This window comes from Terrabacter terrigena (assembly GCF_042676085.1).
Taxonomy (GTDB): Bacteria; Actinomycetota; Actinomycetes; order Actinomycetales; family Dermatophilaceae; genus Terrabacter; species Terrabacter terrigena.
In genome coordinates this window covers 439,282-451,327 of record NZ_JBHTKH010000001.1, presented here as the reverse complement: position 1 = coordinate 451,327, position 12,046 = coordinate 439,282, and the positions used below count along the sequence as shown (strand labels likewise).

11 protein-coding genes are annotated in these 12,046 nt (G+C 72.0%); 8 read left to right on the top strand and 3 right to left on the bottom strand.

What is annotated here, in order from left to right:
• The first annotated feature begins 7 nt into the window (after window positions 1-7).
• From ACFQ2V_RS02085 to secA, 5 genes are all read left to right on the top strand, one after another.
• Window positions 8-934 carry a ComF family protein gene (locus tag ACFQ2V_RS02085; RefSeq protein WP_386050308.1) on the top strand — a complete coding sequence of 309 codons (927 nt, stop codon included), beginning with the start codon at window positions 8-10 and terminating at the stop codon, window positions 932-934.
• A gap of 281 nt (window positions 935-1,215) precedes the next feature.
• On the top strand, window positions 1,216-1,860 hold the full coding sequence (gene hpf, locus ACFQ2V_RS02080) for a ribosome hibernation-promoting factor, HPF/YfiA family (protein ID WP_386050306.1): 645 nt from the start codon (window positions 1,216-1,218) through the stop codon (window positions 1,858-1,860).
• A 145-nt stretch (window positions 1,861-2,005) separates the two neighbouring features.
• Window positions 2,006-2,692: a response regulator gene (locus ACFQ2V_RS02075; protein ID WP_386050305.1), complete on the top strand. Its 687-nt coding sequence runs from the start codon at window positions 2,006-2,008 to the stop codon at window positions 2,690-2,692.
• Between the two features lie 15 nt (window positions 2,693-2,707).
• Window positions 2,708-3,910 carry a winged helix-turn-helix domain-containing protein gene (locus tag ACFQ2V_RS02070; protein ID WP_386050303.1) on the top strand — a complete coding sequence of 401 codons (1,203 nt, stop codon included), beginning with the start codon at window positions 2,708-2,710 and terminating at the stop codon, window positions 3,908-3,910.
• A 177-nt stretch (window positions 3,911-4,087) separates the two neighbouring features.
• Entirely contained in the window at window positions 4,088-6,910 is a 2,823-nt protein-coding gene (gene secA / locus ACFQ2V_RS02065; RefSeq protein ID WP_386050302.1) for a preprotein translocase subunit SecA, read from the top strand.
• Between the two features lie 182 nt (window positions 6,911-7,092).
• Here secA and ACFQ2V_RS02060 read toward each other — a convergent pair whose 3' ends face one another.
• Both ACFQ2V_RS02060 and ACFQ2V_RS02055 read right to left on the bottom strand, forming a co-directional pair.
• Window positions 7,093-7,647 carry an Rv3235 family protein gene (locus tag ACFQ2V_RS02060; RefSeq protein ID WP_386050300.1) on the bottom strand — a complete coding sequence of 185 codons (555 nt, stop codon included), beginning with the start codon at window positions 7,645-7,647 and terminating at the stop codon, window positions 7,093-7,095.
• Window positions 7,644-8,666, bottom strand: a complete 1,023-nt coding sequence (locus ACFQ2V_RS02055; protein ID WP_386050298.1) for a LysM peptidoglycan-binding domain-containing protein — start codon at window positions 8,664-8,666, stop codon at window positions 7,644-7,646. Before ACFQ2V_RS02055 ends, ACFQ2V_RS02060 begins: the two co-directional genes overlap by 4 nt.
• A gap of 98 nt (window positions 8,667-8,764) precedes the next feature.
• On the opposite strand from ACFQ2V_RS02055, the gene ACFQ2V_RS02050 reads away from it, so the two are divergent.
• Window positions 8,765-9,313, top strand: coding sequence for a hypothetical protein (locus ACFQ2V_RS02050; protein WP_386050296.1), 549 nt, complete (start codon window positions 8,765-8,767; stop codon window positions 9,311-9,313).
• A gap of 59 nt (window positions 9,314-9,372) precedes the next feature.
• Here the strand turns inward: ACFQ2V_RS02050 and ACFQ2V_RS02045 are convergent, their stop codons facing one another.
• On the bottom strand, window positions 9,373-9,600 hold the full coding sequence (locus ACFQ2V_RS02045; RefSeq protein ID WP_386050294.1) for a helix-turn-helix domain-containing protein: 228 nt from the start codon (window positions 9,598-9,600) through the stop codon (window positions 9,373-9,375).
• Window positions 9,601-9,881: 281 nt separating this feature from the next.
• Here ACFQ2V_RS02045 and ACFQ2V_RS02040 point away from each other — a divergent pair, with 281 nt between their 5' ends.
• A complete protein-coding gene (locus ACFQ2V_RS02040; protein ID WP_386050293.1) occupies window positions 9,882-10,544 on the top strand; it encodes a hypothetical protein in 663 nt (220 codons plus the stop codon).
• Window positions 10,541-12,046, top strand: a complete 1,506-nt coding sequence (locus tag ACFQ2V_RS02035) for an AAA family ATPase (protein ID WP_386050292.1) — start codon at window positions 10,541-10,543, stop codon at window positions 12,044-12,046. The genes ACFQ2V_RS02040 and ACFQ2V_RS02035 overlap by 4 nt, the downstream gene beginning before the upstream one ends.

Sequence of the window (12,046 nt, the reverse complement as noted above, 5' to 3'; positions counted from 1 at the left end):
GTGGCGGATGACCGTCGTCGACCCTGCCAGGTGGGCGCGGAGAGCCCGCGAGCTGCTCGGGCGAGCGGTCGTGGCAGCGCGCGGGAGCGACGTGCTCGACCTCGTGCTGCCGCGAGAGTGCGGGGGCTGCCTGCGGGCCGGGGAGGAGTGGTGCGGGCGGTGCGCTCGCGCCCTCGACGCGCTCGCCTTCGTCGCCCCGGCGGCGCGCGGGGCCCCGTCACCCGGCCGTACGCGTACGGCAGCGGTCGAGCCCGACGGCGCGCCGGGCGTTGCACCCCGGGTCGCCTCACCGGCGTCCGGAGGGGGCGCACCCCGCGCCATCGGCGGCGCGCCGTGGGTGGTGCCCCACCGGGCGCCCGGTGGCATGCCGCCAGTCCACGCCTGGGGCATCTACGCAGACCCCCTGCGTGCGGTCGTCTCCGCCTGGAAGGACGGCGGCCGGCGCGATCTCGCTCGGCTCCTCGAGCCGGTCCTGACGTCGTCGATCGCGGGCGCGCTCGACGGCGTCGGCTGGGTCGAGGGCGTCGTCCTCGTCGTGCCGGCACCCTCGTCGCGGCGCGCCGAGCGCCAGCGGGGCGACACGCCGATCGTCGAGCTCTGCCGGGCCGCCGCTGCCGCCGTGGGCCGCACCGAGCAGGTCGGCTCCGGAGCGGGCGCCGGGGTCGTGATCCGGGTCGCCCCGGCCCTCCACCACGTGCGCCGCGTCGAGGACCAGTCCGGCCTCGGCACGGCGGCGCGGCGAGTCAACCTCCGGGGTGCTCTTGAAGTGAATCCCTTGTGGCTCAACGTCGTTCGCGACAGGAGGTGTCTCCTGGTCGATGACGTCGTGACCACGGGGGCCACCCTCGCCGAGGCCGCACGGGCTCTGCGAGAGGCCGGTGCCGGCCCCGTGGCGGGTGCTGCGATCGCCGCCACGCAGCGCACTCGAGGGTGACGGCGGGCCTCCGTGGCGGCCGACCCGGTGGCTCTCCGAGGGTACGGAATGTGATGTTCCAGCACGTTCCGCCGGATGGCTTCCCAGTGGACGCGGGGCCCAAGTAGTGTCGGGTCATGGACCCGTCCGAAGGACGGAGCGGCCTCCCGGCCGACTCCTCAGGACGTGATCGACCGGAAGAGGTGGTGCCGCGTTGACCGCGGGCCTGTCCTAGGTGACCAGAGGCCCGGACCACTCTCACTGCACCGCACGAAGAAGACGTGCGTGATCAAGGAGGAAACGTGGAGATCGTCGTCACTGGACGTCATGTCCAGATCCCCGACCGATTCCGTGAGCAGCTCGACGAGCGGCTGGCAAAGGTCCAGGCGCTCGCCCCCAAGGTGCACCGTGTCGACGTCGTCGTCACCCACGAGCGAGTTGCCCGCGGGTCCGAGAAGGTCGAGATCACCTGCCACGCAAAGGGACCCGTGATCAGGGCCGAGGCTTGTCTGGACGACAAGTACGCCGCCCTCGACGCGGCCGTGGACAAGCTCATGGAACGCCTGAGGCGGGTGCACGACAAGCGGCGGGTCAGCCGCGGACGACGGATCCCCGAGTCGGTCGCGCAGGCGACCGCGCGCATCGACGCGTCAGCCAACGGTTCGCGTCCGGTCGAGACCGAGAGCGCTGCCGGCGACGGCGTTGTCGACGACCTCGAGCGCTTCGGCGCGTTGGGCAACTCGCCCATCGAGGTGCGCGAGAAGATCCACACCGCGGCTCCGATGTCCCTCGAGGACGCCGTGAACCAGATGGAGCTCGTCGGCCACGACTTCTTCCTCTTCCACGACGCCGACACCGACCGTCCGAGCGTCGTGTACCGCAGACGCGGATGGAGCTACGGGGTGCTGCACCTCGAGACCGACGTCGACGTCGCCGCCACCGGCTGACCGTCCGTCCTGCTCTCGCGAGGTCGAGGCGTCCCCGTCGAGGGGGCGCCTCGACGCGTCTGCGGCGAGGCTCCCTCCGACCTCCGGCTCGGCGTCGCGCCACCTCACCGGGCGCGTTGTGGGCGGTCTTTGACAAACTGGGCGCGTGAACCCGCCGCCTGACGTCATCCGCGTCCTCATCGTCGACGACCACGCGCTCTACCGTCGGGGGCTGCAGACCGTCCTGGCCACCGAGGAGGGCATCGAGATCGTCGGAGAGGCGGCCGACGGGGTCGAGGCGGTCGACCAGGCGGAGGAGAAGCTGCCCGACGTGATCGTCATGGACGTCGGCATGCCCAAGCGGGGCGGCATCGACGCCTGCCGGGTCATCAAGCAACGCGTGCCGTCCGCCCGCATCCTCATGCTGACGAGCTCCGACGACGAGGCCAACCTCTTCGAGGCTGTGCGCGCCGGGGCCAACGGCTACCTCCTCAAGGACGTCCCGCCCGAGGAGGTCGCGGCCGGCATACGCGGCGTCTTCCACGGCCAGTCGCTCCTGTCGCCGCTGATGGCCTCCAAGCTGCTCCTCGAGTTCGCGCAGATCAGCCAGCGCGAGACCGTCCCCGCACCCACCCCCGGGCTCGAGCTGCCGCGACTGACCGAGCGCGAGCTCGAGATCCTCAAGCTCGTCGCCCGTGGCAAGCTCAACCGCGAGATCGCCGGCGAGCTGTTCATCTCCGAGAACACGGTGCGCAACCACATCCGCAACATCCTCGACAAGCTCCAGATGCACTCGCGGATGGAGGCGGCCATGTATGCCGTGCGCCAGCGGCTCATCGACCCCGGTGAGTGAGCGCCCGGTGACCGCATGAGCGTGGCCACGCGCGCGATGTCGCGTGCCCAGGCGCGCCGCGTCGCCATCGCGGCCCAGGGCTTCCTCGACCCGCGCCCGGCGCCTTTCACCGCGACGATGCGGCACGTCCAGCGGGTGGTCGACCGGGTCGGCATCATCCAGATCGACAGCGTCAACGTGCTGGCGCGCAGCCAGTACCTCCCGCTCTTCGCCCGGCTCGGGCCCTACGACACGAGCCTGCTCGACCGGGCCCGCGACCGCGCCCCTCGTCGACTGGTCGAGTACTGGGCCCACGAGGCGAGCCTCGTCCCGCCCTCGACCTGGCCGCTGCTCGACTTCCGCATGCGCGCCGCCGCCGAGAAGGCGTGGGGCGGGATGCGCCGCATCCTGCAGGAGCGGCCCGACTTCGTCGACGTCGTCCAGGCCGAGGTGGAGGCCCGCGGGCCGCTGACGGCGCGCGAGGTGGAGGTCGCGCTCGAGCACGACCAGCCCCGCAGCACCGACCAGTGGGGGTGGAACTGGTCCGAGGTCAAGCAGGCCCTCGAGTACCTCTTCTGGGCGGGGCGCATCAGCTCCGCCGGGCGCACCAGCCAGTTCGAGCGGCGCTACGCCGCGCTGTCCGCCACGGCCCCACCGGCGCTGCGACCGGCGTGGACCCACCGCCCCGGCGCGGAGGCCGACCCCGACAGGTTCGTCGAGCTGGTCCGCATCGCCGCACGGGCGCACGGGGTCGGCACCGAGCTGTGCCTGGCCGACTACTTCCGCATCCGCCGCGAGGACGCCCGCCCCGCCATCGCCCGGCTCGCCGCCGAGGGCGAGCTCATCCCGGTCACCGTGCCCGGGTGGAAGCCGGCCTGGCTGCACGCCGAGGCGCGCCTGCCCCGCCGGGTCCACGCGGAGGCGCTGCTCAGCCCGTTCGACTCCCTCGTGTGGCAGCGCGAACGCATCCACGCACTGTGGGACTTCCACTACCGGATCGAGATCTACACGCCAGCCCACAAGCGGGTGCACGGCTACTACGTCCTGCCCTTCCTCTTCGGCGACGCGCTGGTGGCACGCTGCGACCTCAAGGCCGACCGCCCGGCCGGGGTGCTGCGCTGCCACCGGGTCACCTGGGAGCCCGGTGCACCCGTCGAGGCGCGGCTCGCGCTGGTGGCCAACCTCGAGTCGATGGCCACCTGGCTGGGCCTGTCACGGGTAGACCTCGGTGCTGCCTGAACGTCCGCACCCCGGCCGGTGCGATCCCGGGGCCGACCCGGAACCTCAGCGTCGGCCGGTGCGTTGGTCGTTCCGTCGGGAAGGCGGCTAGCCTAGGCGGGTCCCGTGACCCATCACGGGCGATGGAGCCCGCCCACCGGGCGAGTCCACACGTTCAGTCGGGAGTGAGATCACCAGATGGCCGTCATCGAGAAGCTGCTTCGCGCCGGCGAAGGCCGGACCCTGAAGAAGCTCCAGGGCATCGCCAAGCAGGTCAACGCCCTCGAGGCCGACTTCGAGAAGCTCACCGACGACGAGCTGCGCGACGAGACCAAGGGTTTCCGCGAGCGGCTCGACAACGGCGAGACCCTCGACATGCTCCTGCCCGAGGCCTTCGCGGCCGTGCGCGAGGCCAGCAAGCGCACCCTGGGCAAGCGGCACTTCGACGTGCAGATCATGGGCGGCGCGGCGCTGCACATGGGCAACGTCGCCGAGATGAAGACCGGTGAGGGCAAGACGCTCGTCGCGACCCTCCCGAGCTACCTCAACGCCCTGTCCGGCAAGGGCGTGCACGTCATCACCGTCAACGACTTCCTCGCCGAGTACCAGTCCGAGCTCATGGGCCGCGTGCACCGCGCCCTCGGCATGGAGACCGGCTGCATCCTCAGCCAGATGACGCCCGAGCAGCGTCGTGCCGAGTACGCCAAGGACATCACGTACGGCACGAACAACGAGTTCGGCTTCGACTACCTGCGCGACAACATGGCGTGGGACCCCGCCGAGCTCGTGCAGCGCGGCCACAACTTCTGCATCGTCGACGAGGTCGACTCCATCCTCATCGACGAGGCCCGCACGCCGCTCATCATCTCCGGCCCGGCCGACCTCGCGACCAAGTGGTACGTCGAGTTCGCACGGATCGCCCAGCGCCTCAGCCGCGGCGAGGACGGCCGCGGCGACTACGAGGTCGACGAGAAGAAGCGCACCGTCGGCGTGCTCGAGTCGGGCATCGCCCGCGTCGAGGACCTCCTCGGCATCGACAACCTCTACGACACCGTCAACACGCCGCTCATCGGCTACCTCAACAACTCCATCAAGGCCAAGGAGCTGTTCAAGAAGGACAAGGACTACGTCGTCATGAACGGCGAGATCCTCATCGTCGACGAGCACACCGGTCGCATGCTTCCCGGGCGGCGCTACAACGAGGGCATGCACCAGGCGATCGAGGCGAAGGAGGGCGTCGAGATCAAGAACGAGAACCAGACGCTCGCCACGATCACCCTGCAGAACTACTTCCGCATGTACGACAAGCTCTCCGGCATGACGGGCACGGCCCAGACCGAGGCCGCCGAGCTCAACTCGATCTACAAGCTGGGTGTCATCCCGATCCCGACCAACCGGCCGATGATCCGCAAGGACCAGCCCGACCTCGTCTACCGCACCGAGGTGGCCAAGTACGACGCGGTCGTCGACGACATCGCCGAGAAGCACTCCGTCGGCCAGCCCGTGCTCGTCGGCACCGTGTCGGTCGAGAAGAGCGAGTACCTCTCGCAGCAGCTGAAGAAGCGCGGCATCCGGCACGAGGTCCTCAACGCCAAGCAGCACGAGCGCGAGGCGGCGATCGTCGCCGACGCCGGCCGCAAGGGAGCCGTCACCGTCGCCACGAACATGGCGGGTCGAGGCACCGACATCATGCTCGGAGGCAACTCCGAGTTCCGTGCGGTGGCCGAGCTGAAGAAGCGCGGTCTCGACCCCCACGAGACGCCCGAGGAGTACGAGGCCGCCTGGGAGGAGGCGCTCGCCAAGGCCGAGAGTGACGTCGCAGCCGAGCACGAGGAGGTCACCGAGCTCGGTGGTCTCTACGTCCTGGGCACCGAGCGACACGAGTCGCGTCGCATCGACAACCAGCTCCGCGGCCGTTCCGGCCGTCAGGGCGACCCGGGCGAGTCGCGCTTCTACCTCTCGCTCAACGACGACCTCATGCGTCTGTTCAACGCCGGTCTCGTCGACCGCTTCATGCAGACCGCCGGCATGGAGGACAACGTGCCGATCGAGTCCAAGATGGTCACGAACTCGATCCAGAAAGCGCAGGGCGCGGTCGAGGCCCAGAACTACGAGATCCGCAAGAACGTCCTGAAGTACGACGACGTCATGAACCGCCAGCGGCAGGTCATCTACGAGGAGCGCCGTGCCGTGCTCGAGGGGGAGGACCTCCACGAGCAGCTGCGGCTCTTCGTCAACGACGTGGTCAACTCCTACGTCGACGCGGCCACGGCCGACGGCTTCGCCGCCGACTGGGACCTCGAGAAGCTATGGGACGCGATGCGCCAGGTCTTCCCGGTGTCGCTGACGATCGAGCAGGTCGAGGACATGGCAGGTGGCCGCCAGGCCGTCACCGCCGAGCTGCTGCGCGAGCAGCTGATGTCCGACGCGCACCACGCGTACGACCAGCGCGAGGAGACCCTCGGCTCGGAGACCATGCGTGAGGTCGAGCGTCGCGTCGTCCTGTCGGTGCTCGACCGCAAGTGGCGCGAGCACCTCTACGAGATGGACTACCTGCAGGAGGGCATCGGGCTGCGCGCGATGGCCCAGCGCGACCCTCTCATCGAGTACCAGCGCGAGGGCTTCCAGCTGTTCGAGGCGATGATGGAGGCCATCAAGGAGGAGTCGGTGTCGCACCTGTTCTCCGTCGAGGTGCAGGTGCCCCAGGCTCCGGCGGCTCCCGTCGGAGCGGCCCCCATGTCGGTCAGTGACCTCGTCGGCGGTCTCACGGCCGCAGCCCCGGTGCCCGACGACGCCGCCGGCCCCGCGTCCGACGACGAGCCGGCGAGCGCGAACGGCGGCCGGGCCTTCGGTGCCGGCGTCCTGGTCTCGGGCGTCGACCACGCCGACGGGCAGCGCAGCGGCGCCCTGCGCTACACGGCGCCCGGCGAGGACGGTCGTGCCGTCGAGACGGGCGGGCAGCACACCGTCGAGCGTCAGGCCGACCGCCGCGGCAAGAAGGTCAAGCGCAAGCGCCGCTGACGTACGCCGCCACCGACGTCGCGTCGGACAGGCCGGCCGCTCAGGCCGCCGACAGGCAGGACCATCGAGAAAGCGACCCGTCCATCCGGACGGGTCGCTTTCTCCATGGTGGCCGCTGGTGGACGCTGGTGCGTGGCCGAGGGTGGGTGTGAGGACCGGGCGTCCGGCGTGCGCCCTGCTGCTCAGCCGATGGTGAGCGCTGTCAGGAGCCAGCGGCCGTCGAGGCCCTCGAGGCGCAGCGCGAGCGCCCGGACCCGCCCGTGCGACACGACGACGGCGCACGCCTCGACGATGCCGTCGGCGGGCTCGCAGACCCGGACCCGTCGCACGACTGCGGCACGCTGGGGACCCGGCGTGCGGCGCCGGGCCGCCACCATCGCCTGTCGTGCGATCACGGAGTAGACCGTCGGGGCGGTGTGCCGGATCAGCTGGGGTGCCGGCCGCTGCCCCGACACGACCTCGACGACGGCCTGGGCCAGCCGTCCCACGACCGCCGCGGGGTCGGGCAGCAGGCTGGTCCGCGTCGGCCGCCGCCCGAAGTCCTCGTCGTCCCGCGCTCCGAAGAAGTCGAGCGCGAGCGCGTCCTGGGCGTACGGCTGCTCACCGTGCCAGGCCTCGTCAGCACTGATCACGCGCGGGGCGGTCTGCGGGATGCGGCGCACGACGAAGCCTCCGGGGATGTGCACACCTGCATCGGACGAGGCGCTTCCGGGGGTGGCGCTGGAGGCGCTGCTCATCGGTGTGCTCCTCGCTCTGCCCGGACGGGCGTCGTCTCGAGGGCGGACGGTGCGGGGGTGAAGGCCGTCGGCGGACGCAGCTGCTGCCCCGGGACCAGCAGGTCGGGGTCGTCGCCGATGACGTCACGGTTGGCGGCGTACCAGCGGGGCCACTCGCGCGCGACCTGCGCGTCGCCGGCGCCCGGCCCCAGGTGGCGCGCGGCAACGGCCCACAACGAGTCGCCGCGGTGCACGATGACGACGTCGTGGGTGACGGCCGTCGGCCGCGGCGAGGGGGCCAGCAGTCGCGAGCGGTCGGGGACGAGCACCGGGGGAGGCGCGGAGGGGACGTAGCCGGGGCCGACGTCGTCACGCCGGCGCTCGTTCGGCTCGCCCGGGGTCGGAACGAAGGCGGGGGTGACGTCCGCGCCCGTGGGTGCGAAGCCGGGGGAGGGCGTGGAGGTGGGGCCGGTGACGGCTCGGCTGGGAACGAAGCCCGGCCCGAGGTCGGCTGGCGTGAGCGCGCCTCCGGTGGCGGCCGCCTCGGCTGCGCTGACCGACAGCGGTGCGGAACCCGCGCTGGAGACCGGCGCCGGAGGGAGGGCGACCGACCCGACCGAGGCCCCGAGCACCAGGGTCAGCGCCCGGCGGGCGGCCACGGGCGTGATGCGCTCCGCCGTCGTCGCGGCGAGGCGTCCAGCAGTGCCCGGGAGCGCTGCCAGCAGGCCAAGCAGCGAGCCGAGGGCCAGCCAGACCGCGAGGGCGACACCCACCCAGGCCATGAGCACGAGCAGGACGTCATCGGGTCGTGCTGCTCCGGACGGTGCGCCCGTTCCCCGCGTGGCGACGGCCGACAGCAGGCGCAGGGCCACGACGGCCACGACCAGGCCGGTGACAGCCATCGCGAGGCCCGGCAGCCGGGGGCCCCGCTGCTCCTCGCGGGGCTGTCGCGCCTCGGACGACGGGCGCGGAGTGCGGTCGCTTCGCCAGCGCGTGAGGACGCGGTGGACGTCTGCTCCTGTGTGCTTTCCCCTGTGCATGTCTTCATTCAATGCAGTTTGCGTGTGTTTGGTCAAGTATGGTGTTGGTCAAGAAGTGCTGAGTGGCCGCCGACGAGCCGGCAGGGAAGGGTGTGGGCATGCGCTGGGACCGACTCTTCGACGACCTCGCCGCCCAGCTGGCGCTCGACGAGGCGCGTGAGCTCGACGCCGAGGTCGCCGACCGCACCCGGCGCGAACGGGCCCTGCTCGACGTGCACACCCGGATGCTGGCCAACACCGACGCAGGCCACGTCGGACTTCGCCTGCCGGGTCGGGTGGTCACCGGTCGCCTCGCCGACGTGGGTCCGGACTGGGCTCTCGTGGAGACGGCGCCCGGGCGCCCGTGCCTCGTCGCCCTGGCCGCGGTGCGCGGCATCACCGGTCTGGGCCCCGGCGCTCGCACCCCGTCGGTCGTGGCGAAGCGCTTCGGGCTCGGGGCAGCCCTTCGGGCGGTGAGTCGTGACCGGGCCGTCGTCGAGCTCGCCGACGTCGACGGCCGCGTCGTGACGGGCACCATCGACGTCGTGGGAGCCGACCACCTCGAGCTGGCGGAGCACGCTCCCGACGAGATGCGGCGCACGGCCAACCTCACGGGCCGGCTGCTCGTGCCCTTCTGGTCACTGGGATCGGTGCGCCGGATCCACTGAGCAGGTGCAGGACCGGGGGCTGCGCCTCGGCGCACGGGCCCCGTGCTGGGGCCCTCGGTTCACTCCTCGCCGCCGCCACCGAACGGGTGTGCCTGCACGAAGGACTTGGTCTCGGCGTACATCCGCTGGATGTAGCTCTCGAGCTCGGTCGCCTCGACACGCCACTGGCCGCGGCCACCGATCTTGATGGCGGGCAGCTCGCCCGAACGCACCAGGGCGTACGCCTGGGCCGAGGAGATGTTGAGGATCTCGGACACCTCGGTGAGCTGCAGGAACCGCTGGGCCACGTTGACTCCTCCTCAGGCACCGGCACACGACGATCCCGACCCGTCGTACCCCGACCCGACGGTCGGTGGACGGCCGTCGCCCCACCCGGGCTCGGGTGGTGTCGGGCCGGTGGGTCGGACGCCCTCATCGTAGTTGGGTGTCGAGACCGCCGCCGTCCGCCGTCCACAGCTGTGAGCTCCGCGCGCGGTCTGCCACGACCTGATGCAAGATGTTGCCGGCGTCGTGCGGTGAGCATCCGCGAACGGCGTCGCCATCGACGAACGGACCACAGGGGGCCCAGATGACCGAGCTGGCCAGGCCGAGCGCCAAACGACTGCAGCGACCCTCCTGGCGCGACAGCCGTCTCGTCGTCGGCGTCCTTCTCGTCATTCTCGCCGCAACCCTCGGCGCCAAGGCGGTCGCGAGCGCTGACGACCGGGTGCCGGTCTGGGTCGCTGCCACCAACCTCGTCGCCGGCGACACGGTCGACGCTGGATCCTTCGTGCGCGCCGACGTACGTCTGGCCGACGGCATGAATGCCTACCTGGGTGCCGATGCCCCGGCACCCACAGGGTCGTTCATGCTCCGCGACGTCCGCGCCGGCGAGATGGTGCCCACCTCTGCCGTCGGCGGTGCTGACGAGGTCGACGTCCAGCGGGTGACGGTGCGCGCCGACGCCATGTCGACCTCGGGCCTGACGCGTGGCAGCCGCGTCGACGTCTTCGTCACCCCCAAGGCGACGACGACCGGCGACCAGGCGTCGGCCTCGACCACGCGCGTGCTCCGGTCGGCGGCCGTCGCCAACGTGCTGACGAGCAGCGGTGGCTTCGGCGCCGGGTCCATGACCTCGGTCCAGATCTACGTGCCGGCCGACAAGGTTCAGCCGCTCGTCGAGGCGGTCGACGCCGAGTCCAAGCTCACCCTGGTGCCATCGGTCGGGGCGGTCTCCGGCGGCGGCGCATGACCGAGATCCTGACCGCGCTCAGCCACCAGTGGGAGTCCGCGGTCGCGACGACGCTCGAGGCTGTGCGGGGCGTCGTGGTCAGCCGGCGGTGTGCCGACGTGGCCGAGCTCCTGTCGGTCGCGGAGGCCGGTCTCGGCGACACTGCGGTCGTGTCGTCCGACCTGCGGGGACTCGACCTCTCGGTCGTCGACCGCCTGCGCTCCAACCGGATCCGTGTCATCGGGGTGCACCCCGGCGACGACGAGCAGGCCGAGCGTCGGCTGCGCCAGCTCACGATCAGCAGCACCCTGCCCGCCGATGCAGGCCCCGAGCGCTGGACCCGCTGCCTCGACGACGACTCCGACGTCGCCGACCTCGAAGGCGCGCTGGCAGCCGGGGCGGGACTCGACGGTGGGCCCGACGACGTTCCCGGCGCCACGCGCATCGACGCGCACGGTGGGTCCTCCGCGGGTCTGGCCGGGCCGGATGATGTCGGTGCCGGCCCGGCCGCCGGCGGCGTCACGGGATGGCTCCCGGCCGGAGCGTCCCAGCCCGGGCCGTCCATTCCGAGCGCGGGCGAAGACACCGCCGACGACGCCGCCGACCACGCCGCCGCCCCCCGTCGAGGACGCGGTCCCGAAAGGGCACCCCTCGTCGCGGTCTGGGGCCCCACGGGTGCTCCGGGTCGCACCGTCGTCGCGACGACCCTCGCCGCCGAGCTCGCGAGCCGTGGAGTCGAGGTCCTGCTCGTCGACGCCGACACCTACGGCGGCTGCGTCGCCCAGTCGCTCGGCCTGCTCGACGAGGCGCCCGGGGTGGCCGCTGCCTGTCGCGCGGCCGACCAGGGCCTGCTCGACCTGCCGCTGCTCGCCCGGCTGGCTCCTGAGGTGGTCCCGCGTCTGCGTGTCCTCACCGGGCTGCCCAAGGCGGAGCGTTGGCCCGAGGTACGCTCGGCCGCCCTCGAGCGCGTGCTCGACCTCAGCAGGTCGCTCGTGGGCGTGGTCGTCGTCGACTGCGGTTTCTGCCTCGAGGACGACGAGGAGCTGAGCTACGACACCGCAGCGCCCCGCCGCAACGAGGCGACGCTGACCTCGCTCGCCGCATCCGAGCTCGTGGTCGCCGTCGGCGGGGCCGACCCCGTGGCGCTCCAGCGCTTCGTGCGCGGTCTCCAGGAGCTCGGCACCGTCCCTTCGGGTGAGCCCGTACCCGTCGTCAACCGCGTGCGGGCCGGTGCCGTCGGATCCCGTCCCGAGTCGCGCATCGCCGACTCGCTGCTGCGCTTCGCGGGACTCACGTCGGTGCGCTTCGTCCCCGACGACCCGTCGGCTCTCGACGGGGCGCTGCTCGCAGGCCGCTCTCTCGTCGAGCACGCCCCCGAGTCGCCCGTCCGTCGCGCCGTCGGCGACCTCGCGACCGCGATCCTGCCGTGGACGCTCCCCGCCGGTGACCGTCGGCAGCGCACGGGTGGTCGGGGGCGCCGCTCACGGTCGTCCGGGCGCCCGTCCGCCACGGTCGACGCATGA